Here is a 26170-nt window from a genome sequence, read left to right on the forward strand (position 1 = left end):
AGATAGCTGTGGCCAACGCAAGCACATCTGCATTCTGTGCACTGCACATCAAAAGCCTTGATAAAAGCGCGCAGCCGCTCAGCTATACTCCCCTCCATTTGAATGGCCCTGCGAGGAATTACTGTGAAGAACTGGACCCTGCGCCAAAGGATTTTGGCGAGCTTTGCGGTAATTATCGCGATCATGCTCCTGATGGTCGTAGTCTCGTATTCACGCCTGCTGAAAATCGAAGTCAGCGAAAACTCAGTTCGCGACGATGCAGTGCCCGGGGTATTTTTCAGCTCGATGATTCGCAGCGCCTGGGTCGACAGCTACCTGCAAACCCAGGAGTTGATCGGGATCCACAAGAACCAGGGCATTTCCGAAGTCGACAAGCAAGACTACAAGTCGTTTGAATCACGGCTCGAACAGCACATGGCCAGCTATGCTGGGACGATCAATATCGATCAGGACCGTACCGAGTTCGATACCTTCGAAAAGCTCCACCAGAACTACAACCGGATTCTCGCCCAAGTCCTGGAAGCCCATCAGAGCAACAACTCAGCCGAAGCATTGAAGTTGTTCGACGAACAACTGACCCCCGCCTGGACCGCAGGCCGCATGAAGCTCAACGACATTATCAACGAGAACAAACAGGTCGCCGACAACGCCACCGCCGCCATCGATGATGCGGTAGCGGCCGCGAAGATCAGCATGGGCGTCTCGCTGCTGCTGGCAATTCTCGCCGCCGCGCTGTGCGGCCTGTTGCTGATGCGCGCGATCATGGCGCCGATGCAGCGCATCGTTCAAATCCTCGAAGTCATGCGCACCGGCGACCTGAGCAAGCGCCTGAACCTGGAGCGCAAGGACGAATTCAACGCAGTTGAAACCGGCTTCAACGACATGATGACCGAGCTGACTGCACTGGTGTCCCAAGCGCAGCGTTCATCGGTACAGGTCACTACCTCGGTCACCGAGATTGCCGCGACCTCCAAGCAGCAACAGGCCACCGCGACAGAAACCGCGGCGACAACCACCGAAATCGGCGCCACATCCCGCGAAATCGCCGCTACGTCCAAGGACTTGGTCCGCACCATGACCGAAGTGTCCACCGCCGCCGACCAGGCCTCGGTGGCAGCAGGTTCCGGCCAGCAGGGCCTGGCTCGCATGGAAGAGACCATGCACTCGGTGATGGGCGCCGCCGACCTGGTCAATGCCAAGCTGGCGATCCTCAATGAGAAGGCTGGCAACATCAACCAGGTGGTAGTGACCATCGTCAAGGTGGCCGACCAGACCAACCTGTTGTCCCTCAATGCGGCCATCGAGGCAGAGAAAGCCGGTGAATACGGGCGCGGCTTTGCCGTGGTTGCCACCGAAGTGCGTCGCCTGGCCGATCAGACCGCCGTGGCGACCTACGACATCGAACAGATGGTGCGCGAGATCCAGTCGGCGGTGTCGGCGGGGGTGATGGGCATGGACAAGTTTTCCGAGGAGGTGCGCCGGGGCATGTCTGAGGTGCAGCAAGTGGGCGAGCAACTGTCGCAGATCATCCATCAGGTACAAGCTTTGGCGCCGCGGGTGTTGATGGTCAACGAAGGCATGCAGGCCCAGGCCACCGGCGCCGAGCAGATCAACCACGCGCTGGTGCAATTGGGCGATGCCAGCAGCCAGACCGTCGAATCCCTGCGCCAGGCCAGCTTTGCCATTGATGAACTGAGCCAGGTTGCGGTCGGTCTGCGCAGCGGCGTCTCGCGTTTCAAAGTCTGATGAGCGAGCTCGCGGCTAAACGCGGTGCCGTCCCGGCAGCGAAAAAGGCGTTGTTCCTGGTGTTTCGCATCGGCAATGAACGCTTTGCCCTCAAGGCCACCGAAGTGGCCGAGGTGCTGCCGCGCCTGGCGCTCAAACCTATCGCCCAAGCGCCCTTATGGGTGGCGGGTATCTTCGCCCATCGTGGGGTGCTGGTGCCGGTCATCGACTTGAGCGCGCTGACCTTCGGCACTTCGGCCCAGGCGCGTACCAGTACGCGCCTGGTGTTGGTCAATTACCAGCCGCAGCCCTGGAGTGAGGCGCGTTGGCTAGGGCTGATCCTGGAGCAGGCCACCGACACCCTGCGTTGCGACCCCGCCGAGTTCCAGCCTTATGGCCTGGACAACCAGCAGGCGCCGTACCTGGGGCCGGTGCGTGAGGATGCCCAGGGCTTGATGCAGTGGATTGGCGTCGCGGATCTGTTGACCGCGCCAGTGCGCGCCTTGTTGTTCTGCGCCGAGTTGAGCCTATGAGCAATGACCCGCGGTTTTTCGCGTTCTTGAAAGAACGCATCGGCCTGGACGTCGCTTCGGTGGGCGAGGCGATCATCGAACGCGCGGTGCGCCAGCGCTGCCAGTCGTCCCAGTCGCCGTCGGCAGAGGCTTACTGGCAGCACCTGCAAACCTCCCATGACGAGCAGCAGGCGCTGATCGAAGCGGTGATCGTCCCCGAGACCTGGTTTTTCCGCTATCCCGAATCCTTTGCCACCCTGGCTCGCTTGGCCCAAGCACGTTTGGCCGAGATCAATCAGATGCGCGCCCTGCGTATTCTCAGCCTGCCGTGTTCGACCGGCGAAGAGCCCTATTCGATTGCCATGGCTTTGCTTGATGCGGGTTTGGCGCCCCACCAGTTCAAAGTGCAGGGCATGGATGTCAGCCCGCTGTCGGTGGAGCGGGCGCGGCGGGGTGTGTACGGCAAGAACTCGTTTCGCGGCGCCGACCTTGAATTTCGCGACCGCCACTTCACTGAAGACGCAGGCAGCTATCGCATCGCCGACCGAGTGCGCGAACAAGTGCGCCTGCAAGTCGGCAACTTGCTGGACCCGGCATTGCTGGCGAACGAGCCAACCTACGATTTTGTGTTCTGCCGCAACCTGCTGATCTACTTCGACCAGCCGACCCAGAAACAAGTGTTTGATGTGCTCAAGGCATTGACTCACGTGGACGGCGTGCTGTTTATCGGCCCAGCCGAGGGCAGCCTGCTGGGGCGCCACGGTATGCGCTCCATCGGCGTGCCGCAGTCCTTCGCTTTCAGTCGTCATGTAGAACCGACCCCGCCGCCAGCACCTGTGGTCAAACCGACGCCCGCGCCGCTACCGCAGCGCAGGGCGGCGCCGATACCGCTCAAGCCGCGGCCGTTCAGTACGGTCAGCCCCAGCGTGCCACCGGTCAAAGGGGTGCCTACCGATGCCGGGGATTTGCTTAGCCAGATCGCAACCCTGGCCAACGAGGGCAAAAGTGCCGAAGCCCGTGCGGCCTGCGAGCGCTATTTGAGCAGCCACCCACCGGCCGCCCAGGTGTTTTATTGGCTGGGGCTGCTCAGCGATGTGGCTGGCAGTGCCCTGGAGGCGCAAGGGTATTATCGAAAAGCCCTGTATCTGGAACCGCAGCATCCCCAGGCCCTGATGCACCTGGCCGCTTTGCTCGAGTCCCAGGGCGACAGTGCCGGCGCGCGTCGTCTTCAGGCACGCGCCGCCCGTAGCGAGCGAGCTGACAGTGAGTCCAAACGATGAGTAGCCCTGACGTGCTCGACACCGCAGGCCTGGACCTGACGCTGACTGACACCCAAGCCATTGACGACTGTTGGAACCGCATCGGTATCCATGGCGACAAGTCCTGCCCGTTGTTGGCTGAGCACATCCACTGCCGCAATTGCTCGGTGTATTCCGCCGCTGCAACGCGCCTGCTTGACCGCTACGCGCTGCAACAGGACGACCATCACGCGCAGGCAACTGCCGAAGCGGATAACGAGGTGGTCACCCGTTCGCTATTGATGTTCCGCCTCGGCGAAGAATGGCTCGGTATAGCCACCCGCTGCCTGGTGGAAGTGGCGCCGTTGCAGCCAATTCACTCGCTGCCGCACCAGCGCTCCCGGGCGCTGCTGGGCGTGGCCAATGTACGCGGGGCGCTGGTGGCATGCCTGTCACTGGTGGAACTGTTGGGCCTGGACAGCACCAGTACCGGCGCGAGCGGCGGGCGGATCATGCCGCGCATGCTGATCATCGCTGCCCAGGACGGCCCGGTCGTGGTGCCGGTGGATGAAGTAGACGGCATCCACGCCATCGATGAGCGCACCCTGCAGGCCGCGTCGGTGTCCGGCACCCAGGCCAGCGCCCGCTACACCCAAGGCGTGTTGCAGTGGAAAGGCCGCAGCCTGCGTTGGCTGGACGAAGCGCAATTGTTGTCCGCCGTGACCCGGAGCCTCGCATGACCCCCGACCAGATGCGCGATGCCTCGCTGTTGGAACTGTTCAGCCTGGAAGCCGATGCGCAGACCCAGGTGTTGAGCGCAGGCCTGCTGGCGCTGGAGCGCAACCCGACCCAGGCCGACCAGCTCGAAGCCTGCATGCGCGCCGCGCATTCACTCAAAGGGGCGGCGCGGATTGTCGGCGTGGATGCCGGGGTCAGCGTGGCCCATGTCATGGAAGATTGCCTGGTCAGCGCCCAGGAGGGCCGCCTGTACCTGCAACCTGAACATATCGACGCGTTGCTGCAAGGCACCGACCTGCTGATGCGTATCGCCACCCCGGGCAACGATGTGGGGCCGGCGGATATCGAAGCGTACGTAGCGCTGATGGAGCGCTTGCTCGACCCCTCGCAGCCGATTGCCACGCCGCTGCCAAAACCCGAGCCCCTCTCTGTGCCGCAGGTAGACGCCTTGCTGCTGGAGCCTGAGCTGGAGCCCGCCCCAGCGGTCAGTAGCGAAGCCCCGCGCCAGAACAAACGCATGACCGAAGGCGGCGAGCGGGTGCTGCGGGTCACAGCCGAGCGCTTGAACAGCCTGTTGGACTTGTCCAGCAAATCCCTGGTGGAAACCCAGCGGCTCAAGCCGTACCTGGCCAGCCTGCAGCGGCTCAAGCGCATTCAGAGCAACAGCTTGCGTGCCCTCGACGCCCTGGATGGCCAGCTCAAATCCCTGGATCTGAACCTGGAAGCCCAGGAAGCCCTGGCCGATACCCGTCGCCTGCTGAGTGAAGCCCAGGCTCTGCTGGCGGAAAAAAACGCCGAGCTGGATGAGTTCGGCTGGCAGGCTGGCCAGCGTGCCCAGGTGCTTTACGACACCGCATTAGCCTGCCGCATGCGGCCGTTTGCCGACGTGCTGGCCGGGCAGGTGCGCATGGTGCGTGACCTCGGTCGTAGCCTGGGCAAGCAGGTGCGCCTGGAGATTGAGGGCGAAAAGACCCAGGTCGATCGTGACGTGCTGGAAAAACTCGAAGCACCGCTCACCCATTTATTGCGCAATGCGGTCGACCACGGCATCGAAACCCCTGAGCAGCGCGTGCTGGCGGGCAAACCGGCCGAAGGCTTGATTCGCCTGCGTGCGTCCCATCAGGCCGGGCTGCTGGTGCTGGAGCTGAGCGATGACGGCAACGGTGTCGACCTCGAGCGCCTGCGCGGCACCATCGTCGACCGGAATTTGTCGCCGGTGGAAACGGCCCTGCGCCTGAGCGAAGAAGAACTGCTCACGTTTCTGTTCCTGCCGGGGTTCAGCCTGCGTGACAAGGTCACCGAAGTGTCCGGGCGCGGTGTGGGCCTGGACGCGGTGCAGCATATGGTTCGCCAGTTGCGCGGCGCGGTGGTGCTGGAACAGACAGCAGGGCAGGGCAGCCGCTTCCACCTGGAGGTGCCGTTGACCTTGTCGGTGGTGCGCAGCCTGGTGGTGGAGGTCGGCGAAGAAGCCTATGCCTTCCCCCTGGCGCATATCGAACGCATGTGCGACCTGGCCGCCGACGACATCGTGCAGTTGGAAGGCCGCCAGCACTTTTGGCACGAGGGCCGGCATGTCGGCCTGGTTGCCGCCAGCCAGTTGCTGCAGCGCCCGCCGGGGCAGACCCCGTCAGATACCTTGAAAGTAGTGGTGATCCGCGAACGCGATGCCGTGTACGGGATTGCCGTGGAGCGTTTTATTGGCGAGCGCACCCTGGTGGTGTTGCCGCTGGATGATCGCCTGGGCAAGGTCCAGGACATTTCCGCCGGGGCCTTGCTCGATGACGGCTCGGTGGTGTTGATCGTCGACGTCGAAGACATGCTGCGCTCGGTGGACAAATTGCTCAACACCGGCCGCCTGGAGCGCATCGCCCGGCGCAGCCAGCAGGCCACCGAAGCGCCGCGCAAACGTGTGCTGGTGGTGGACGACTCACTGACGGTACGTGAGCTGCAACGCAAATTGTTACTCAACCGTGGTTATGAAGTTGCCGTTGCGGTCGATGGCATGGATGGCTGGAACGCATTGCGCTCCGAGGACTTCGACCTGCTTATCACGGATATTGATATGCCTCGCATGGACGGTATTGAATTGGTCACACTTTTGCGCCGTGACAGTCGCCTGCAATCGTTGCCGGTGATGGTGGTTTCTTACAAGGACCGTGAAGAAGACCGCCGCCGTGGCCTCGACGCCGGGGCCGACTATTATTTAGCCAAAGCCAGTTTCCATGACGACGCCTTGCTCGACGCCGTGGTTGAACTGATTGGAGGCGCCCGGGCATGAGGATTGCGATCGTCAATGACATGCCCCTGGCCGTAGAGGCCTTGCGCCGCGCCCTGAGTTACGAGCCCGCCCACGAAGTGGTGTGGGTGGCCAGCAATGGCCTGGAAGCGGTGCAGCGTTGCGCCGAGCTGACCCCGGACCTGATCCTGATGGACTTGATCATGCCGGTGATGGACGGCGTGGAAGCTACCCGCCAGATCATGGCCGACACGCCATGCGCGATCGTGATCGTCACCGTCGACCGCCAGGCCAACGTCAGCCGTGTATTCGAAGCCATGGGCCACGGCGCCCTGGATGTGGTGGACACCCCGGCACTGGGCGTGGGCAACCCCAAGGATGCGGCGGCGCCGCTGTTGCGCAAGATCCTCAATATTGGCTGGCTGATCGGTCAGCGTGGTACCCGAGTGCGTGCCGAAACCCCGCCCCAGCGGGTCACCGGCAAGCGTCAACGGCTGGTAGCCATTGGATCTTCCGCCGGTGGGCCGGCGGCTCTGGAAGTGCTGCTCAAGGGGTTGCCCCGGGATTTTCCCGCCGCCATCGTGCTGGTGCAGCATGTGGACCAGGTGTTTGCTGCTGGCATGGCCGAGTGGTTGAGCAGCGCTTCCGGCCTGCCGGTGCGCCTGGCCTGTGAAGGCGAGCCGCCTCAACCCGGCGTGGTATTGCTGGCCGGAACCAACCACCATATTCGCTTGTTGAAAAATGGCACGCTAGCCTATACCGCAGAGCCGGTGAACGAGATTTACCGGCCCTCCATCGACGTGTTTTTCGAAAGCGTCGCCAGCTACTGGAACGGTGACGCCGTCGGCGTGTTGCTCACCGGCATGGGGCGCGACGGCGCCCAGGGCCTCAAGCTGATGCGCGAACAAGGATATTTGACCATCGCCCAGGACCAACAGAGCTCGGCGGTGTATGGCATGCCCAAAGCGGCGGCGGCGATTGATGCTGCTGTTGAAATTCGCCCACTGGATAGAATTGCGCCCCGATTGCTGGAGGTCTTTGCAAAATGAACAAGAATCTCCCGCCGTGCTGGCTTGCAGGTAGTAATTCAGGTGACTGCACATGAATGATTTACAGCTCGACGACTTCAAGACCGACGAAAACGCCGCCATGGTGTTGCTGGTCGACGACCAGGCCATGATCGGTGAAGCCGTGCGGCGTGGCCTGGCCCATGAAGAAAACATCGACTTCCACTTTTGTGCCGACCCGCACCAGGCCATTGCCCAGGCGATCCGCATCAAGCCCACGGTGATCCTGCAAGACCTGGTGATGCCGGGCCTGGACGGCCTGACCCTGGTGCGCGAATACCGCAATCACCCGGCCACCGCGAATATCCCGATCATCGTGCTGTCCACCAAGGAAGACCCGCTGATCAAGAGCGCGGCCTTTGCGGCCGGGGCCAACGATTACCTGGTCAAGCTGCCGGACAACATCGAGCTGGTGGCGCGCATCCGCTATCACTCGCGCTCCTACATGACCCTGTTGCAGCGCGACGCGGCCTACCGCGCATTACGGGTCAGCCAGCAACAGTTGCTGGATACCAATCTGGTGCTGCAACGCCTGATGAACTCCGACGGCCTGACCGGGCTGTCCAACCGCCGCCACTTCGACGAATACCTGGAGCTGGAATGGCGCCGCGCCATGCGCGACCAGACCCAGCTGTCGTTGCTGATGATCGACGTGGACTTCTTCAAGACCTTCAACGACAGCTTCGGCCACGTCGAGGGCGACGAAGCCCTGCGCAAAGTCGCCAACACCATCCGTGAAGCCAGCAGCCGTCCTTCGGATTTGCCGGCGCGCTACGGCGGTGAAGAGTTCGCGCTGGTCCTGCCCAACACCTCGCCGGGCGGCGCACGCCTGGTCGCGGAAAAACTGCGCATGGCGGTGGCGGCGTTGAAAATCCCGCACATCGCCCCGGCGGAAGGTGCCAGCCTGACCATCAGTATTGGGCTGTCGACGTTGACGCCGGTCCAGGGCACCGATTGCCGGCAGCTGATCATGGCGGCGGACAAGGGCTTGTACACGGCCAAGAACAATGGGCGTAATCAGGTGGGCATCGAGTAATCCCCAGCGCCGCCCAACCCCCAATGTGGAAGGGGGAAGCCTTAATGCCCGTCAGTTAAGCGCAGATCTCCTGTGTGCGGGCTTGCTCGCGAATGCGGTGGGTCAGTCAACGCATTTAGTGACTGGTATCGCGCTTTCGCGAGCAAGCCCGCTCCCACATTTCAATCTTCATCGGTTTTGGGATCGTGTACAAACCCCCGCCTTTTCGGCCAAGCGGGCTGCCGTTTCCAGCCGTTTGCCGTTATACTCGCCGGCTTTCAAAAGTTCGCCAACGAGTGCTGCCCGCCATGGAAATCAACCCGATCCTTAACACCATCAAGGACCTGTCCGAGCGCTCCGAAACTATTCGGGGGTATCTTTGACTACGATCAAAAGCATGAGCGTCTGACCGAAGTCAATCGCGAGCTTGAAGATCCGAGTGTCTGGAACAAACCTGAATACGCCCAGGAACTGGGGCGCGAGCGCGCTGCGCTGGCACAGATCGTCGATACCCTCGACGAACTGAACACCGGCCTGGGTGATTGCCGCGACCTGCTGGACATGGCCGTCGAAGAAAACGACGAAGGCGCAGTGGGCGATGTCGTCGCCGAGCTGGCCCGTCTCGAGGAAAACCTCGCCAAGCTTGAATTTCGCCGCATGTTCAGCCATGAAATGGACCCGAACAACGCCTACCTGGATATCCAGGCCGGTTCCGGTGGCACCGAGGCCCAGGACTGGGCCAACATCCTGCTGCGCATGTACCTGCGCTGGGCTGACAAGCGCGGTTTCGACGCGACCATCATGGAACTGTCCGCCGGTGAAGTGGCCGGTATCAAGGGCGCGACCGTGCACATCAAGGGCGAATACGCCTTTGGCTGGCTGCGCACCGAGATCGGCGTGCACCGCCTGGTGCGCAAGAGCCCGTTCGACTCCGGCAACCGTCGCCACACCTCATTCTCTGCGGTGTTCGTCTCGCCAGAGATCGACGACAAAGTGGAAATCGAGATCAACCCGGCCGACCTGCGGATCGACACCTACCGTTCCTCCGGTGCCGGTGGCCAGCACGTAAACACCACTGACTCGGCCGTACGTATTACCCACGTACCGACCAACACCGTGGTCAGCTGCCAGAACGAACGTTCCCAGCACGCCAACAAGGACACCGCCATGAAAATGCTGCGGGCCAAGTTGTACGAGCAGGAAATGCAGAAGCGCAACGCCGCTTCCCAGGCGCTGGAAGACACCAAGTCGGATATCGGCTGGGGTCACCAGATCCGTTCGTACGTGCTCGATGCCTCGCGGATCAAGGATCTGCGCACTAACATCGAACGCAGCGACTGCGACAAGGTACTCGACGGCGATATCGACGAATACCTGGAAGCCAGCCTGAAATCCGGCCTCTAATACCCCTGTAGGAGCGAGCTTGCTCGCGATCCCCAGCCGAAGGCTGGGGAAAACGTACCTGTGATGGAATTTCAAAAGACATGAGCGACCAACAACTCGACCCGCAAGCCCTGCAACAGGAAGAAAACTCCCTGATCGCCCTGCGCAAGGAAAAGCTTGCTGCCGAGCGCGCCAAGGGTAACGCCTTCCCCAACGACTTCCGCCGCGACAACTACTGCGATGCCTTGCAGAAGCAATACGCGGACAAGACCAAGGAAGAACTGGCAGAGGCTGCGATCCCGGTCAAGGTGGCAGGTCGCATCATGCTCAACCGTGGCTCGTTCATGGTGATCCAGGACATGACCGGTCGCATCCAGGTCTACGTCAACCGCAAGACCCTGTCCGAAGAAACCCTGGCCTCGGTGAAAACCTGGGACATGGGCGACATCATCGCCGCCGAAGGCACCCTGGCCCGTTCCGGCAAGGGCGACCTGTACGTCGAGATGACCAACGTGCGCCTGCTGACAAAGTCCCTGCGTCCGCTGCCAGACAAGCACCACGGCCTGACCGACACCGAACAGCGCTATCGCCAGCGCTACGTTGACCTGATCGTCAACGAAGACGTGCGCCAGACCTTCCGCGTGCGCTCGCAAGTCATTGCCCACATCCGCAGCTTCCTGATGCAGCGTGACTTCCTGGAAGTGGAAACCCCGATGCTGCAGACCATCCCCGGTGGTGCCGCAGCCAAGCCGTTCGAAACCCACCACAACGCGCTGGACATGGAAATGTTCCTGCGTATCGCGCCGGAGCTGTACCTCAAGCGCCTGGTGGTTGGCGGCTTCGAGAAAGTGTTCGAGATCAACCGCAACTTCCGCAACGAAGGCGTCTCGACCCGTCACAACCCAGAATTCACCATGTTGGAGTTCTACCAGGCCTACGCCGACTACGAAGACAACATGGACCTGACCGAAGAGCTGTTCCGCGAGCTGGCACAGCTGGTGCTGGGCAGCACTGACGTGCCGTACGGCGACAAGGTGTTCCACTTCGGCGAGCCCTTCGTGCGCCTGTCGGTGTTCGACTCGATCCTCAAGTACAACCCCGAGCTGACCGCTGACGACCTCAACGACATCGACAAGGCCCGTGCCATTGCCAAGAAAGCCGGCGCCAAAGTGCTGGGCTTTGAAGGCCTGGGCAAGCTGCAGGTGATGATTTTCGAAGAGCTGGTGGAGCACAAGCTGGAGCAGCCGCACTTCATTACCCAGTACCCGTTCGAAGTGTCGCCGCTGGCCCGTCGCAACGACGACAACCCGAACGTCACCGACCGTTTCGAGCTGTTCATCGGTGGCCGCGAAATCGCCAACGCCTATTCCGAGCTTAATGACGCGGAAGACCAGGCCGAGCGTTTCATGGCCCAGGTGGCCGACAAGGACGCGGGTGATGACGAAGCCATGCACTACGACGCCGACTTCGTACGGGCCCTGGAATACGGCATGCCGCCCACTGCCGGTGAAGGCATCGGTATCGATCGTCTGGTGATGTTGTTGACCAACTCGCCGTCGATCCGCGACGTGATCCTGTTCCCGCACATGCGGCCACAAGCGTAACCGTAGCGAAATCCGAAGCCGCCTTTTATAAGGCGGCTTTTTTATGTGGCCTGTTCAAGTGGTGTTCGTCAGTGATCATTCCCACGCTCTGCGTGGGAATGCACCCTGTGACGCTCCGCGTCACCTCTAAAGGAAGAAGTGTGGTGAACCGCGTAATAGCTCAAGAAGGTGCCGCCGGCATTGCTGCTGCCGTGGCTGAAAGCGTTCAGTACCAGGGCCGCAAGGCCAGTCGGCGGGGCAGCGAGCAACGCCGGCAAGACATTCTCGATGCGGCCATGCGTATCGTCGTGCGCGATGGCGTGCGGGCCGTGCGTCACCGGGCAGTGGCGGCAGAGGCGGGGGTGCCGCTGTCGGCCACCACCTATTACTTCAAAGACATCGACGACCTGCTCACCGACACCTTCGCCCAGTACGTGGAACGCAGCGCCGCGTTCATGGGCAAGCTGTGGGTGCGTAACGAAGGCCTGTTACGCGAAATGGTCGCCTATGGCGACGGCAGCCCGCAGTCGCGCTCGCAACTGGCCGATGACATCGCGCGCCTGACCGCCGACTATGTGCTGCGCCAACTGACCAACCGCCGCGAATACCTGATGGCCGAACAGGCCTTTCGCCAGGAAGCCCTGCTCAACCCACGCCTGGCCGAGCTGGTACGCTCCCATCAACAGATCCTGTTGCAGGGCACCGGGCAGTTTTTCCAGGTATTGGGTTCCCGTGAGCCGCAGCAGGATGCCAAGGTGTTGACGGCTATCATCAGTCGGATGGAATATCAGGGCCTGTTGGGCGGCGCAGAGCCTCTGACCGGGGAAGAGATGCTTGAAATCCTCAAGCGCTATATGCACCTGGTATTGGCCTCGGTCTGACAGCGTTCGATAAAAGCCTGATAACGTTCAACGTTTAAAGAGGAAGCACCGGGTGGACGATTACCAGCAGACGATACGCACCTTGTCCGATCGCATTGTGCTGGCGCAAACACCGATCCGCGTCCTCGATGCGGTGAAATGGGACGAGAACATTCGCCAGGGATTCCTCAAGGCCAAAGGCAAGGCGATGCCTGCCGTAGACCGTGATTACTACCTGAACCGGCCGCTGTCGTTCGATTCCAGTGCGGTGAAGCTGGAGTTCCAGAACATCGAGCGCGACATTACCCGTCGCCTTGGGCAATTCAGTCCGGTGGGGCAGATCATGCGGCGCATGTGCCGCGAATACCGCATGGTGGTGCGCATGCTTGAAGCGCGCGGCACCGAGGACTTCGGCCTGATTTCCCAGGAGCTGTACGGCGCCGCCTCCGATGCGTTCCACGCCGGTGACCCGACCCTGGCCGACCTTGGCCTGATGCTCTCCGACTACCTGAACAACATCGACGGCCGGGGCGACCTCAAGGACGAAGCCAAGACCCTCACCGCCAAAGATGCGGTCAGCCTGCTGCAAACCCGCCTGAACAAGGTGTTTGGCGAGGCGGAAGAAACCATCCGCGTATTCGAGTCCGACGGCATCGTCGCCGACGCGGCGGCGGGCGCCGACTACATCAAGATCCGCGCCGACGCGATGTTCAACGACCGCGACGTGCGCGCCCTGGAAGTGCATGAGGGCCTGGTGCATGTGGGCACCACCCTTAACGGCCAGAACCAGCCGATCTGCACGTTCCTGTCCAAGGGCCCGCCGTCGTCCACCGTTACCCAGGAAGGCCTGGCGATCCTGATGGAAATCATCACGTTTGCCTCCTACCCCAGCCGCTTGCGCAAACTCACCAACCGGACACGCGCCATCCATATGGTGGAGGAGGGGGCCGACTTCCTGCAGGTGTTCGAGTTCTTCCGCGAGCAAGGCTTTGAAATGGCCGAAAGCTATGGGAATGCCAGCCGGGTTTTCCGTGGTTCGGTGCCCACCGGTCTGCCATTTACCAAGGATTTGTCCTACCTCAAGGGCTTTATCATGGTCTACAACTACATTCAGCTCGCCGTACGCAAAGGCAAGCTGGAACAGGTGCCGCTGCTGTTCTGCGGCAAGACCACCCTTGAAGACATGCGTACCCTGCGCCAATTGGTCGACGAAGGCCTGGTGGTGCCGCCCAAGTATTTGCCGGAGCAGTTTCGCGACATGAACGCGCTGGCGGCCTGGATGTGCTTCTCCAACTTCCTCAACCACTTGAGCCTGGACCGGATCGAAGCGGATTACTCCAATATCCTTTAACTGACGAAACCGAATCAAAATGTGGGAGCTGGCTTGCCTGCGATAGCGGTGAGTCAGCCAGCACTCATTCAACTGATAGACCGCTATCGCAGGCAAGCCAGCTCCCACATTTGATCTCCATGGGTCTTCAGAACTTTCGCGAGGCTTCAACGGATGAGAATCCTCGGCATTTTATGCCTGCTACTCACATTGAACGGCTGCAGCGCCTTGCTGTTCTACCCCGAGCCCGGCCTGCCCTTCACCCCGGAAAAAGCCCACCTGCAATACCGCGACGTCACGCTCAACACCGCAGACGGGGTGAAGCTGCACGCTTGGTGGCTGCCGGCCAAAGCCGGTGTACCGCTCAAGGGCACCATCCTGCATTTGCACGGCAACGGCGGTAACCTCGCCTGGCACTTGGGGGGAAGTTGGTGGTTGCCGGAGCAGGGTTATCAAGTGCTATTGCTGGACTATCGTGGCTATGGGCTGTCGGAAGGCAAGCCATCGTTGCCGGCGGTCTACCAGGATATCGACGCCGCCTTCGGCTGGATCGACAAGGCGCCTGAAACCCAGGGTCAACCGCTGATTATTCTTGGGCAAAGCCTGGGCGGTGCACTGGCGGTGCATTACCTGGCAGCCCACCCGGAGCGTCAAGCCCAACTCAAAGCTCTGGTACTGGACGGCGTGCCAGCCAGTTATCGTGACGTAGGACAATTCGCCTTGAGCACTTCCTGGTTAACCTGGCCGTTGCAGGTGCCGCTGTCGTGGCTGGTGCCCGACGCCGACAGTGCGATCAATGCCATGCCTCGGTTGACCGGCGTGCCCAAGCTGCTGTTCCACAGCCTGGATGATCCCATCGTGCCGGTGGCCAATGGCATCCGCCTGTATCAGGCCGCACCGCCGCCCAGGGTGTTGCAACTGACCCGTGGCGGCCATGTGCAGACTTTTGCCGACAAAACCTGGCAGACCGTGATGCTGCGTTACCTGGACGACCCGCAGCACTTCAACGGCTTGCGCCGCCTGGGCGAAATTCCGAATTACCCTATTCCTAAAGTTGATTCATCAGAGAGCCCGCAATGAGCGAAGAACGCAACATGATCCCGCTGATTCTCACCGGCATCGGCACCATCATCGGTACCGTTGGCTGCCTGTGGTACTACGGCTACCTGCACTTCGCCAAGCCGGAAGATGCGTTGCTGCTCAGCGACTTCACCATGCTCAAGACCGTGCCGGGTGAGGATTACAAGGTCTCCCTGACCCCGGCGGCGCAAGTGGCGCAGTGCGTTGACGGCGTGTTGGTGATGTTTGATACCGAACAGAAAGGCTTGAGCGGCGTGCTGGTGAACAATAAGAAGCAGGCCGTGCGTTGCATGGGCCAGGAAACCCCGCAGTTGCAACAGTGAGCCTGGGTTTTTGCGTGGTATGAAACATACCGTTGAGTTTCCCGGTTCGGGTGGCTCCGGTGGTTCCCAAGGCGCTGGCGGGGATGAGAGTCTCGAAAAACTACAGAAGCGGCTGGCAGAAAAACAGGCGGCCCAAGGTGCGCAAGGCGGTGAAGGTGGCGCATCGGGCCAAGGCCAAATTCAGATTGGCGGCGCAGAGAGTCAAGGCTCGATCAACTACTGATCGGCATCCCTCCGATAGCCCGCCTTTTAGCGGCGGTTTTTCATATCAGCGGCCCTACAGACATCATCGACGAGCCAGGATCTCGTAACGAAATTGTTTGGAACCCAATTGCGTCTGATGCCACAAAGGGCAATGTAATTACGCGAAGTGGGGGCGGGAAGGCAGTGATAAGAATTGATGCGATATGCAATATGCTGGCTATGGTCAGGGCGCATCAGGCGTTGGAGCGGGCGGATGCGCAAGAACAGGCGCGTAATCAGTTGGCAGGTTGCTCAACTGATTCCTCCCGTCATAACAAAAAGATAACGCCGCCGGATGAAGATACTGATCGCAAGATCAAGTTTCCCTAGTCAAAAAAACCACCGTTTCCGGTGGTTTTTTTTTCGTTTCAATTTTATCCATCAACCATAGGCGACCTGCTTGGGATACCAACAGGCGAGCCCCTACTTGTTATCAGGATTATACCGTGGGGAACTGATAGAAGTAGGCGACCACTCTATAGCTGCCAGGAGTTTAAACCTGGGCATGTGGGAAAATCATTTGGAGTCAAGGAATGAGGTTAGATTCATTTGTCAATACAGCGCTCGTGAATACCATGGGGGTCATGTCCAATACATGGAACGCTGTCACGGGGCAGCGTATGGGTTGGCGATACCCTCAAGTGGGTAAAACCTATAACTACAATAGCTATCAATCGAGTCGGCGTCCAAACTATGCCGGTACTCAAACCTTGAATCGTGGAACCGTTCGCTACATGGGGCCGCCACCTCGTACTCAGCCGTCAGCTTCACAGCCGCCTACGATCAACTACGTGACTTATGTATTCAATACTAATTATGTGACGGTCGGAGGCGTAAGGTCGGCGCAAGTGGGTGTGCATATCAATAACGGTAATAACAGCATGAATGACGGTAACTTCGGCAATTACGGCAATAACGGTAATAGCGGAAGCCACAGTGGCTATTCCAATCACGGCAGTAACGGCAATCGTCAATTGCCCACAGGGCATAGGCCGGTCGGCAGTGGCCATGCTCGGCGCCTTCAAGGTTGAAACAAGCAATGCGACTGCGTTGTCGCGCATATTTTGACGTGGTTTTTAGAGTCTTAGTAGTGGAACTGCTCGCAGCGATTCCCCACTTAAATGGGCGACACACCAGGCAGCACGCAGCTTAGGTGTCGTAAATCCACACACTCTTATTTCAGTTTGACAGGGAAGATAAAATGACTCATCTATTTGGTTCGCGACCTGCACAGTACGTTACTTGGCATCCACGTTATGCTGAAGAGCAACCCCGCCACTCCACATCAGGTCAGCGAGTGTGGGGGAGTGGCGGCAGTAATGGCAATTATGGTAACTATGGCAATAACGGTAATAGCGGCCGGTGCAGCCACTATGAAAATCATGGGCACAACGGCAATGACATGATGGGCCAGATGATGAGGGGGGCGGGCAACTACCGTCACTCTGAAGGCTTCACCAGCTATGGCAGTTACGGTAACTATGGCAACTACGGAAATAACGGCAACTCGGGCGATTCCAGCCGTTACATCAACTCTGGCCAGAATGGCAACCGCAGCACCTTCAGATACTTCAATGACTAAAGCCTGAACACGCGTTCATGGACCGTAACGAAAAAGCCCCGCCTAATAAGACGGGGCTTTTTACCAGGCTATTGATCAGTTAGCGACGGAAGACCGTGGCTTGACCGGCTGGTTGTCGTTGGAGATGGTCACTTCAACGCGGCGGTTCATGGCGCGGCCGGAAACGCTGCCGTTATCGGCAACCGGATATTCCTTGCCATAACCCTGGGTCACGATGCGCGAGATATCCACGCCTTGCTGAGCCAGTGCACGTTGAACGGAAGCGGCGCGACGCTCAGACAGGCTCTGGTTGTACGAGTCCGAACCGGTGCTGTCGGTGTAGCCTTCGACGATCACTTTACGGTCTGGGTTATCACGCAGGAACTGAGCCAGCTTGGTGATGTTCACCAGGCCGCTGGATTTCAGGTCGGACTTGTTGGTGGCGAACAGCACGTCACCGAACGTCACCAGGGTGCCGCGATCGGTTTGCTTGGCGTTCAAACTGTTTTGCAGTTGCTTGATTTGCGCATCACGAGCGTCCAGCAGGGCGCGGGCACGTTCGTCACCGGCGTTTTTCAGCTTGGCTTCGGATTCGCGCAGAACGATGGTGTCTTTGGCCACTTCAACGCGCTGGTTGGTCAGGTAGGCCAGTTGGTCGACTTTCTTCTCGTCTTCTTTGTCGCGGTAGGCCTTGTCAGCCTTGTCCAGCCAGTCGCTGGCGTCTTTGGTTTCCAGCGCGGCCAGCTTGGTGGCTTGCGGGTTGGTTTGCAGGGACGAGAAATTGGTCCGCGCATTTTCCAGGTTCGCGTTAGGCGGGGTGGAGCAGGCCGCCAAGGCAACGCTCATCGCCAGCAGGGCAGGGATCATCAATTGTTTACGCATAGTCGTGTCGTCCTTTCAATTCGATATCAGGTGCGATGCAGTCAAGAGGCTGCGGCTTACTTCTGCATGATTGCAGCTGGGCGCATGCCTTCTTTACGCAGTTCGTCAACAGCCTTCTGGGAGTCCTTCACAGCCTGTTGAGCCTTGGCAGCCTGGGCTTTACGCTCAGCGACGCGGGCATCCCACTCGGCTTGTTCAGCCAGTTGGCGAGCCTTGTCGTAGTTCTTGTCGTGCATGGCAATCTCAGCTTCTTTGAGCTTGTCCTGGGCCGACTTCATTTCCACCGCCGCGTACTCGGTGCCGCCGGCGCTGACTGCGCTGTTGACGGCCGATTGTGTCACGGCGTACTGCTCGGTTGGAGGGTTGCCGGCGCAGCCAGCCAGAACGAAGCTGGTGCCGATTGCCAGCGCGGCCAATTTGAGCCCGCGCAGATGGTTAAACGAGGATTTGGCAGTGCTGGTGTTCATCGTCTTCAACTCCATTGGATAACTCCTGAAAAACATCAAAATCCATCGGGGCGTATCGATTTCGGGCCCGTCGATAAAGCACATGGCGTCCGTTCAAACGACCGTTCCACACGTGATGGCTACTGGCTGTGACCGGAGGCTTTTTTCAAAAGTTCAGCGGATATGGCGATTTGCCTAAAAAAATATCTGACTGACTGGTCAGTGTTTAAAAAATGGAACTTTCGCGGCGCGCGGCGGTACTTCCGGGCCTGTAAAAGGCCCGGAATACGTGGGTTTAATTGACGTCAATAAATGTTTATCAGTGCTTTTGTTCGTCAGTAGCGGCCGACAAATCATGCAAGTGGCGACGGGATAAAGTGAGAAAACGTGGGGTGGGGCCGACGTCTTCATACAGCGGGTCACCCTCTTCATCGGTGGCAATCACCTGCTGGCCCTGGATGTAAGGAAAGCTGGCTTCCAGCTCTTCCAGGGCGGCGCCAATCAGCTCGCCGAGCAGTTCTTCAACGTGGCGCTTGGGGTACATCTCGGCAATGGCCGCCAGCCGGGCAGCGGCTTCTACATCCAGATGAATCGCGTACTCAGTCTTGGTCAAACGACCCTTGGCGGTTTCTTCCCAATGCTGGGCCAGTTCTCGAATTTTCATGGCTACCTCAATAAAGCCTGCGAGGGCAGGCGGTGATGAGTGACCAGCCGCCTGCGTGAATAACGCGGCGACTCACCGTTGAGACTAGCTGTAAGCGCCAAGGTTTAAAGTCGTTTGCGTTCGGCCTTGTCAGAAACCGACGTCGGCGGCACTCTGAACCCCCTGCGCGTCCCGGATTTCTGGCTGGAGATTGGCTGATGAGTGATATCGATGCACGCTTGCGTGAGGATGTTCACCTGCTGGGTGAGCTGTTGGGCAACACCATTCGAGAGCAGTACGGCGAGGCTTTCCTCGAAAAGATCGAGCAGATCCGCAAAGGCGCCAAGGCCGACCGCCGTGGAGCCGTTTCAGAGAAAACCGCTGGCGATGAGCTGAGCGCCAGCCTCAACCAGTTGCAGGAGCAGGAGTTGCTGCCGGTGGCCCGGGCCTTCAACCAATTCCTCAACCTGGCCAACATTGCCGAGCAATATCAGTTGATTCATCGGCGCGATGAATCGCAACCTGCGCCGTTCGAATCCCGGGTCTTGCCAGAATTGCTGGCTCGCCTGCAAAACGAAGGGCACAGCAATGAGTCCCTGGCCCGGCAGTTGGCGCGGCTGGACATCGAACTGGTGCTTACCGCCCACCCCACCGAAGTGGCCCGCCGCACGCTGATCCAAAAGTACGACGCCATTGCCGCGCAACTGGCCTTGCAGGATCACCGTGACCTCACCACCGCCGAGCGCGAGCAGATCCGCGAGCGCTTGCAACGCCTGATCGCCGAAGCCTGGCACACCGAAGAAATCCGCCGCGTGCGCCCCACGCCCGTGGATGAAGCCAAATGGGGCTTTGCGGTGATCGAGCATTCGCTGTGGCACGCCATCCCCAATTACCTGCGCAAGGCCGACCAGGCCCTGCACGCCGCCACCGGCCTGCGCCTGCCCCTGGAGGCTGCGCCGATTCGCTTTGCTTCGTGGATGGGCGGCGACCGTGACGGCAACCCGAACGTCACCGCGCCGGTCACTCGCGAAGTGCTGTTGCTGGCGCGCTGGATGGCGGCGGATTTGTATCTGCGCGACATTGATCAGCTGGCTTCCGAGCTGTCGATGCAGCAGGCCAGCCCGGCGCTGCACGCCAAAGTCGGCGACAGTGTCGAGCCCTATCGTGCCTTGCTCAAGCAACTGCGTGAACGCCTGCGCGCCACGCGTCAGTGGGCCCACACCTCGTTGACCAGCACCACCCCGGCGCCGGCCGAGGTGTTGCAAAACAACCGCGACCTGCTCGACCCACTGCAGCTGTGCTACCAGTCGCTGCACGAATGCGGCATGGGCGTGATCGCCGATGGCCCGCTGCTCGACTGCCTGCGCCGTGCCGTGACGTTCGGCCTGTTCCTGGTGCGCCTGGATGTGCGTCAGGACTCCAGCCGTCACTCGGCGGCCATGACTGAAATCACCGATTACCTGGGCCTGGGGCGTTATGAGGACTGGGATGAAGAGGCGCGTATCAGCTTCCTGACCCAGGAACTGACCAATCGTCGGCCGTTGCTGCCGGGTTACTTCAAGCCGTCGGCGGACACTGCCGAGGTGCTCAATACCTGCAAGGAAATCGCCGCCGCACCGGCCGCATCACTAGGGTCGTATGTCATCTCCATGGCCGGCGCCGCCTCGGATGTGCTGGCAGTGCAACTACTGTTGAAAGAGTCGGGCGTACAACGGCCGATGCGCGTAGTGCCGTTGTTCGAGACCCTGGCCGACCTGGATAACGCAGGGCCGGTGATGGAGCGTCTGCTGCAACTGCCGGGTTACCGCGCGCGCTTGCAGGGCCCGCAGGAAGTGATGATTGGCTACTCGGACTCGGCCAAGGACGCCGGCACCACGGCCGCCGCCTGGGCGCAGTACCGTGCCCAGGAACGCCTGGTGGATATCTGCCGCGAGCAACAGGTGGAGCTGTTGTTGTTTCACGGTCGCGGCGGCACCGTTGGTCGCGGCGGTGGCCCGGCGCACGCGGCCATCCTGTCGCAGCCGCCGGGCTCGGTGGCGGGGCGTTTCCGTACCACTGAACAGGGCGAGATGATTCGCTTCAAATTCGGCCTGCCGGATATCGCCGAGCAGAACCTCAATCTCTACCTGGCTGCGGTACTGGAAGCGACCTTGTTGCCGCCGCCGCCTCCCGAGCCTGCCTGGCGGCATCTGATGGACGAATTGGCGGCAGACGGTGTCAGCGCTTACCGCGCCGTGGTGCGGGAAAATCCGCAGTTCGTCGAATACTTCCGCCAGTCCACGCCGGAGCAGGAGTTGGGCCGTTTGCCTTTGGGCAGCCGCCCGGCCAAGCGTCGTGCGGGCGGGATTGAGAGCTTGCGCGCCATCCCGTGGATCTTTGGCTGGACCCAGACACGCCTGATGCTGCCCGCCTGGCTAGGCTGGGAAGCGGCACTGAGCAAGGCGCTGGAGCGCGGTGAAGGTCAATTGCTGGGGCAGATGCGCGAGCAGTGGCCGTTCTTTCGCACGCGCATCGACATGCTGGAGATGGTGCTGGCCAAGGCCGATGCCGATATCGCCCGTCTTTATGATGAGCGCCTGGTACAGCCGGACCTGCTGGCATTGGGTGCGCACTTACGCGACCTATTGTCGCAGGCGTGCGACGTGGTGCTTGGCCTGACCGGCCAGTCGCAGCTGCTGGCCCATAGCCCCGACACCCTGGAGTTCATCCGTCTGCGCAACACCTACCTGGACCCCTTGCACCTGTTGCAGGCCGAGTTGCTGGCACGTTCGCGTCAGCAGGAGGCTGCCCAAGACAGCCCTCTGGAACAGGCGCTGCTGGTGTCCGTGGCCGGTATTGCGGCCGGTTTGCGCAACACCGGTTGAGGTTTTTTGCGTGTACTCAATGGCTTGCGGATAAACCGCGACGACCGCCCGGAAACGGGCGGTCGTCGTTTGAGGGGGTGGGTTGCGCTCAGGCACACCCCGGCGCTGACGCATGCGCGGCGCGGGTTTCTCCTACTTTTGGCGGCTTGTATGGTGAGGGCCCGCTGTGTATCTTGATCAGCCTTTGGCCGTTTGATCGGCCTAGAACCACATTTTTACGAGATTGGCCCCACGCGGCGAATCCGAGCGTCATCTCTATAAAAAATTGAGGAGCACATCGATGCGCGTCATTCTGCTGGGAGCTCCCGGGGCCGGTAAAGGTACTCAGGCAAAGTTCATCACTGAAAAATTCGGCATTCCACAAATCTCCACCGGCGACATGCTGCGTGCGGCCGTCAAGGCTGGCACCGAGCTGGGCCTGATCGCCAAGAGCGTGATGGACAGCGGCGGCCTGGTCTCCGATGACCTGATCATCAACCTGGTTAAGGAACGCATCAGCCAGGACGACTGCAAGAACGGTTTCCTGTTCGACGGCTTCCCACGCACCATTCCCCAGGCTGAAGCCCTGGTGAAGGCGGGCGTGGAGTTGGACGCCGTGGTCGAGATCGCAGTTGAAGACGAAGAGATCGTTCAGCGTATCGCTGGCCGTCGCGTTCACGAAGGGTCGGGCCGCGTGTACCACATCGTCTACAACCCGCCGAAAGTCGAAGGCAAGGACGATGTCACCGGCGAAGACCTGGTGCAGCGTAAAGACGACACCGAAGAAACCGTGCGTCATCGCCTGTCGGTCTACCATTCCCAGACCAAGCCCCTGGTGGACTTCTACCAGAAGCTGTCCGCAGCTCAGGGCAAGCCGAAATACAGCCACATCCCAGGTGTGGGCTCGGTAGAGGCCATCACCGCCAAGGTGCTGCAAGCACTGAGCTGATCCTGTGATCGGCGGCACAGACAACGGCCCGCTTGCGGGCCGTTGTTGTTTATACTGGCGCACTTTTTTCCGACTTGGACACCCACACCGATGAGCACCCTGCTGGCCCTGGACACCGCGACTGAAGCTTGCTCCGTTGCCTTGCTGCACGATGGCAAGGTTACGAGCCACTACGAGGTGATCCCGCGCCTGCATGCGCAGAAGTTGTTGCCGATGATCAAGCAACTGCTTGAAGACGCCGGTACCACCCTGGCGGCCGTGGACGCCATCGCGTTCGGCCGTGGCCCCGGTGCATTCACCGGCGTACGCATCGCCATTGGCGTGGTGCAGGGCCTGGCCTTTGCCCTGGAGCGCCCGGTATTGCCGGTGTCCAACCTGGCGGTACTGGCCCAGCGCGCGTTGCGTGAACACGGTGCGTCGCAAGTGGCAGCGGCGATTGATGCGCGCATGGATGAGGTTTACTGGGGTTGCTACCGGGAGACTGCGGGCGAAATGCGCCTGGTCGGTACGGAAGCGGTGCTGGCTCCCGAAGCGGCGCAGTTGCCCGCTGACGCCAACGGCGATTGGTTCGGTGCCGGCACAGGCTGGGGTTATGGCGAACGCATCAAGGTGACGTGTGCCGAGCAGGACGCGGCGATGTTGCCCCACGCCGAAGACCTGCTGGCGTTGGCACGTTTCGCCTTCGAGCGCGGCGAGGCAGTTGCAGCGGACCAGGCAGCACCGGTGTACCTGCGCGATAAAGTCGCACAGACCAAGGCCGAGCGCGGGATTATTTGACGCCAGAAATGTGGGCATTGCGCGGCAAATTTCGCCAATCGTCAGAATTTGCCTGGGTTTTTAAACCTTTTACAAATTATGTGTTCTAGTTATCACCAGAGCATTTGCGCGCCATGGAAAGTGCCGCTAAATTGCCATCATTGATACCGAGTCTGCATGTATGCGTATAGACGGTTTTTCCTCACAGTCCTACCCCCTCAAGCGTAAGCCGCGCAAGGCGAGCGTGACGGTAGACGAATCCGTCGAGGATTCACCGGACTTCATCGAAGTACACTCCGATACGCCTTCCAAAGCGCAAGGCGCCGCGAGCGCACGCATCAGCGGCGTTCCTGCCCGTCAGCAAGACATGGTCTTTCCCCGTTCAATGAGCAAAAGCGTTGCCACCGCCTTGGCCAGCTACCTGACCACTGCCGGCTTTGTCGAATGGGATATGGAAGTGCTGGGTCTCGATATCCATATCTGATGCGTTTGCCTTATTACATCGGCTGCCCGTCCTGGAGTGAAAACGCCTGGCGCGAGTACCTGTATCCGGTTGATGCACGTTCCAACGATTACCTCGGGCTCTATTCCCAGGTCTTCAACGCCGTTGAAGGCAACACCACTTTTTACGCTCGCCCCTCGGCCGCCACTGTGCAGCGCTGGGCCGAAATCATGCCTGATGATTTTCGCTTCACCGCCAAATTCCCCGGCGATATCAGCCATGCTGGCGATTTGCGTGAACAGTTGCCGGCGGCAGAAAGCTTTGTCGGCTTGATGAGCCCTTTGGGTGAGCGCGTTTCACCGCTGTGGTTGCAACTCTCAAAGGGCTTTACGCCGCAGCGCCTGGCGGAGCTGGCTGGATTTCTCGATGGCATCGATCGGCCGCTGGCTGTGGAAGTGCGTCATGAACAGTTCTTCGCCAAGGGTGATGCTGAGCGCAGGCTCAACCGCCTGTTGCGCGATCGCGGTGTCGAGCGCATCTGCCTCGATCCGCGTGCCCTGTTCAGCTGTACCTCTACTTCGGAGGCGGTGCTGCATGCCCAGTCCAAAAAGCCCCGGGTGCCACCGCGCCCAGCGGCATTGACGCAGTTTCCCCAGGTGCGCTTCATCGGGCATCCGGACCTTGAGGCCAATGACCCGTTCCTGATTCCCTGGGTGGAAAAGATTGCCAGTTGGATCGAAGAAGGCCGCACGCCCTATATGTTCCTGCACACGTCGGACAACCGTCTTGCGGCACAGCTGGCGCTGCGCTTCCACGCCAAACTGATGGTGCGTCTGCCAGGGTTGCCGCCGCTGCCCACCTTGCATCGAGAACCCGTGGCGGAGCAGCTCGGGCTACTTTGAGGATTGAGCCGTGGGTGTGGTCAAGGCGTTGAGTGTGTTGCTGTTGTTGATGGGCGCCGTTGCGCTGGCTGTCTGGCGCGGTTGGGTGCCGATGCCGGCCGAGTGGAACCCCTGGGCGCCCTTGGATGTGCGGGCCAGCCCCAACCTGTTGACGCGCTACAAGCTCAGTCGCTTGCAGGACGATCCAGCGTTGTGTGACCAGGTACTGAACACCTCCGGTCTGCGTGTGAGTCGCCAGGCTGATACATCGGCCGATGCGGCGTGCCCCTTGCGCAATGTCCTGCGTGTGCAGGGTGCTGACGTGGCGTTGAGCAGCAGCTTTCTCGCCAGTTGCCCGCTGGCGGTGGCGTTCGCGTTGTTTGAGCGCCACAGCCTGCAACCGGCGGCCCAGGCCGTATTTGGCCAGGCGGTGAGCCGCGTCGAGCATTTGGGCAGTTTTGCCTGCCGTAATATCTACAATCGCGCCGACGCAAGGCTCAGCCAGCACGCCTCGGCCAATGCCCTGGATATCGCCGGTTTTCGCCTGGCGGATGGGCGCAGCATCAGCGTGCTCAAGGATTGGCCAGGGCAGGGCGACAGCGCGCGTTTCCTGCGTTTGGTACGCGATGGCGCCTGTGATGATTTCAATGTGGTGTTGAGCCCGGACTACAACGCCGCCCATCGCAACCATTTCCATCTGGACATGGGGCGTTGGTGGGTGTGTCGCTAAGGCTCAGGCGGCCAGGCGCAGGTTGTGGGTCACCAGCGGGCGCGCCCAGTAGTAATCGAAATCCAGGGCCTTTTGCTGCGCCAGCAATTCTTCTTCAGGGTATGGCGTGGCGGCCGGTGGCAGCAGGTCAAGCTCGAATTCGGCAATCGGCAGGTGCAGTGGGCGTGGCTGTGGCGCCGGGCCTGGCTCGGGTAGCGGTTGGCCGGCGCTCAGCACGATGGGGCGCACCCACTCGCTCTCAAACGCTTGCTGGCATTGCTGGGCGACTATTTCTTCTTCCGGGAACGGCGTCGCGGCCGGTGGCAGCAGCTCGGTTTCGAACTCGGCAATCGGCAGGAACAAAGGCTCCGGCGGCGCGATCTCGGTGTCTTTCACATCGCACTCACGCTGGGTGAGAATCTGCGCCAGCAGGTCGGCGCCTTCGCGGGGTTCTACCGCCGGGTCTGCCGGGGCAGGCGCCTTGGCGGCGAGCGCGTCTGGCGTTTCACCCAGCTGTTCGGCCAACGCACGGGCGAAGAAGTCCTGCCACACATGACTCACCCCGGCCAGCGCTTGGGTATTGCGCAGGCCGTAATGGTTGTGGGTCGGCAGTACACCGATGGAAAGGGGAAGAATGTCTGACATTTTTCTCGGTCGACGCTCAGCTCTGGCAAAATACCTGACTGTGATTTTTATCGGCCGTTGTTTGCCGATCCTTAATATTT

Annotated in this window: 26 protein-coding genes; 21 read left to right on the top strand and 5 right to left on the bottom strand. The window is 60.6% G+C overall.

From position 1 onward, the window contains the following. Positions 1–123: 123 nt before the first annotated feature. From ACWHXD_RS07005 to ACWHXD_RS07070, 14 genes are all read left to right on the top strand, one after another. Positions 124–1746 carry a methyl-accepting chemotaxis protein gene (locus tag ACWHXD_RS07005; RefSeq protein WP_032893237.1) on the top strand — a complete coding sequence of 541 codons (1623 nt, stop codon included), beginning with the start codon at positions 124–126 and terminating at the stop codon, positions 1744–1746. Beyond that, positions 1746–2258, top strand: a complete 513-nt coding sequence (locus ACWHXD_RS07010; RefSeq protein WP_003189072.1) for a chemotaxis protein CheW — start codon at positions 1746–1748, stop codon at positions 2256–2258. Before ACWHXD_RS07005 ends, ACWHXD_RS07010 begins: the two co-directional genes overlap by 1 nt. Beyond that, entirely contained in the window at positions 2255–3517 is a 1263-nt protein-coding gene (locus ACWHXD_RS07015; protein WP_138761422.1) for a CheR family methyltransferase, read from the top strand. Before ACWHXD_RS07010 ends, ACWHXD_RS07015 begins: the two co-directional genes overlap by 4 nt. After that, positions 3514–4215 carry a chemotaxis protein CheW gene (locus ACWHXD_RS07020; RefSeq protein WP_044272240.1) on the top strand — a complete coding sequence of 234 codons (702 nt, stop codon included), beginning with the start codon at positions 3514–3516 and terminating at the stop codon, positions 4213–4215. The genes ACWHXD_RS07015 and ACWHXD_RS07020 overlap by 4 nt, the downstream gene beginning before the upstream one ends. Beyond that, positions 4212–6491, top strand: coding sequence for a hybrid sensor histidine kinase/response regulator (locus ACWHXD_RS07025; RefSeq protein ID WP_499083737.1), 2280 nt, complete (start codon positions 4212–4214; stop codon positions 6489–6491). Before ACWHXD_RS07020 ends, ACWHXD_RS07025 begins: the two co-directional genes overlap by 4 nt. Beyond that, positions 6488–7498 carry a chemotaxis response regulator protein-glutamate methylesterase gene (locus ACWHXD_RS07030; protein ID WP_032893232.1) on the top strand — a complete coding sequence of 337 codons (1011 nt, stop codon included), beginning with the start codon at positions 6488–6490 and terminating at the stop codon, positions 7496–7498. Before ACWHXD_RS07025 ends, ACWHXD_RS07030 begins: the two co-directional genes overlap by 4 nt. Positions 7499–7550: 52 nt before the next feature. After that, positions 7551–8552, top strand: coding sequence for a response regulator (locus ACWHXD_RS07035; RefSeq protein ID WP_014717198.1), 1002 nt, complete (start codon positions 7551–7553; stop codon positions 8550–8552). Positions 8553–8839: 287 nt separating this feature from the next. Then, positions 8840–9935, top strand: a protein-coding gene (prfB, locus tag ACWHXD_RS07040; RefSeq protein ID WP_096001736.1) for a peptide chain release factor 2 whose coding sequence is annotated in 2 segments (ribosomal slippage) — positions 8840–8911 and positions 8913–9935 — 1095 coding nt in all. Because the reading frame shifts where the segments join, the coding sequence is not laid out codon by codon here. Between the two features lie 80 nt (positions 9936–10015). Next, complete coding sequence (lysS, locus tag ACWHXD_RS07045) at positions 10016–11518, top strand: lysine--tRNA ligase (RefSeq protein ID WP_003189082.1); 1503 nt, start codon at positions 10016–10018, stop codon at positions 11516–11518. A gap of 143 nt (positions 11519–11661) precedes the next feature. After that, positions 11662–12378 carry a TetR/AcrR family transcriptional regulator gene (locus tag ACWHXD_RS07050; protein ID WP_138761424.1) on the top strand — a complete coding sequence of 239 codons (717 nt, stop codon included), beginning with the start codon at positions 11662–11664 and terminating at the stop codon, positions 12376–12378. A 52-nt stretch (positions 12379–12430) separates the two neighbouring features. Further along, the gene (locus ACWHXD_RS07055; RefSeq protein WP_014717201.1) at positions 12431–13708 is read left to right on the top strand and encodes a flavohemoglobin expression-modulating QEGLA motif protein; all 1278 of its coding nucleotides are present in this window, start codon (positions 12431–12433) and stop codon (positions 13706–13708) included. A gap of 153 nt (positions 13709–13861) precedes the next feature. Further along, a complete protein-coding gene (locus tag ACWHXD_RS07060) occupies positions 13862–14767 on the top strand; it encodes an alpha/beta hydrolase (protein WP_138761425.1) in 906 nt (301 codons plus the stop codon). Then, positions 14764–15090, top strand: a complete 327-nt coding sequence (locus ACWHXD_RS07065; protein WP_003189087.1) for a PA3694 family proteiin — start codon at positions 14764–14766, stop codon at positions 15088–15090. Before ACWHXD_RS07060 ends, ACWHXD_RS07065 begins: the two co-directional genes overlap by 4 nt. A 19-nt stretch (positions 15091–15109) precedes the next feature. Then, on the top strand, positions 15110–15313 hold the full coding sequence (locus ACWHXD_RS07070; RefSeq protein ID WP_032893230.1) for a hypothetical protein: 204 nt from the start codon (positions 15110–15112) through the stop codon (positions 15311–15313). 787 nt (positions 15314–16100) lie between these two features. Here the strand turns inward: ACWHXD_RS07070 and ACWHXD_RS07075 are convergent. Beyond that, the gene (locus ACWHXD_RS07075) at positions 16101–16343 is read right to left on the bottom strand and encodes a hypothetical protein (protein ID WP_138761426.1); all 243 of its coding nucleotides are present in this window, start codon (positions 16341–16343) and stop codon (positions 16101–16103) included. A gap of 191 nt (positions 16344–16534) precedes the next feature. Here ACWHXD_RS07075 and ACWHXD_RS07080 point away from each other — a divergent pair, with 191 nt between their 5' ends. Then, positions 16535–16915, top strand: a complete 381-nt coding sequence (locus ACWHXD_RS07080; RefSeq protein WP_138761427.1) for a hypothetical protein — start codon at positions 16535–16537, stop codon at positions 16913–16915. A gap of 75 nt (positions 16916–16990) precedes the next feature. On the opposite strand, the gene lptF is transcribed toward ACWHXD_RS07080, so the two are convergent. From lptF to ACWHXD_RS07095, 3 genes are all read right to left on the bottom strand, one after another. Continuing rightward, on the bottom strand, positions 16991–17776 hold the full coding sequence (lptF, locus tag ACWHXD_RS07085; protein WP_003189093.1) for a lipotoxin F family OmpA-related lipoprotein LptF: 786 nt from the start codon (positions 17774–17776) through the stop codon (positions 16991–16993). A gap of 56 nt (positions 17777–17832) precedes the next feature. Continuing rightward, entirely contained in the window at positions 17833–18258 is a 426-nt protein-coding gene (locus ACWHXD_RS07090; protein WP_003189094.1) for a DUF4398 domain-containing protein, read from the bottom strand. 283 nt (positions 18259–18541) lie between these two features. Beyond that, positions 18542–18886 (bottom strand): pilin assembly protein, encoded by a 345-nt coding sequence (locus ACWHXD_RS07095; RefSeq protein WP_120247592.1) that lies wholly within the window; start codon positions 18884–18886, stop codon positions 18542–18544. Between the two features lie 197 nt (positions 18887–19083). Here ACWHXD_RS07095 and ppc point away from each other — a divergent pair, with 197 nt between their 5' ends. From ppc to ACWHXD_RS07125, 6 genes are all read left to right on the top strand, one after another. Beyond that, positions 19084–21729, top strand: a complete 2646-nt coding sequence (ppc, locus tag ACWHXD_RS07100; protein ID WP_138761428.1) for a phosphoenolpyruvate carboxylase — start codon at positions 19084–19086, stop codon at positions 21727–21729. Positions 21730–22009: 280 nt separating this feature from the next. Next, entirely contained in the window at positions 22010–22657 is a 648-nt protein-coding gene (gene adk / locus ACWHXD_RS07105; RefSeq protein WP_032893225.1) for an adenylate kinase, read from the top strand. A 90-nt stretch (positions 22658–22747) separates the two neighbouring features. After that, positions 22748–23434 carry a tRNA (adenosine(37)-N6)-threonylcarbamoyltransferase complex dimerization subunit type 1 TsaB gene (tsaB, locus tag ACWHXD_RS07110; protein WP_138761429.1) on the top strand — a complete coding sequence of 229 codons (687 nt, stop codon included), beginning with the start codon at positions 22748–22750 and terminating at the stop codon, positions 23432–23434. Between the two features lie 160 nt (positions 23435–23594). Continuing rightward, positions 23595–23897: a hypothetical protein gene (locus ACWHXD_RS07115; RefSeq protein ID WP_138761430.1), complete on the top strand. Its 303-nt coding sequence runs from the start codon at positions 23595–23597 to the stop codon at positions 23895–23897. Further along, complete coding sequence (locus ACWHXD_RS07120) at positions 23897–24757, top strand: DUF72 domain-containing protein (protein ID WP_032893220.1); 861 nt, start codon at positions 23897–23899, stop codon at positions 24755–24757. Before ACWHXD_RS07115 ends, ACWHXD_RS07120 begins: the two co-directional genes overlap by 1 nt. Positions 24758–24806: 49 nt before the next feature. Further along, positions 24807–25466: an extensin-like domain-containing protein gene (locus ACWHXD_RS07125; protein WP_050499533.1), complete on the top strand. Its 660-nt coding sequence runs from the start codon at positions 24807–24809 to the stop codon at positions 25464–25466. Positions 25467–25469: 3 nt separating this feature from the next. Here the strand turns inward: ACWHXD_RS07125 and ACWHXD_RS07130 are convergent, their stop codons facing one another. Continuing rightward, positions 25470–26090, bottom strand: coding sequence for an energy transducer TonB (locus ACWHXD_RS07130; RefSeq protein ID WP_138761431.1), 621 nt, complete (start codon positions 26088–26090; stop codon positions 25470–25472). Positions 26091–26170: the final 80 nt, after the last annotated feature.

This window comes from Pseudomonas fjordensis (assembly GCF_976987115.1).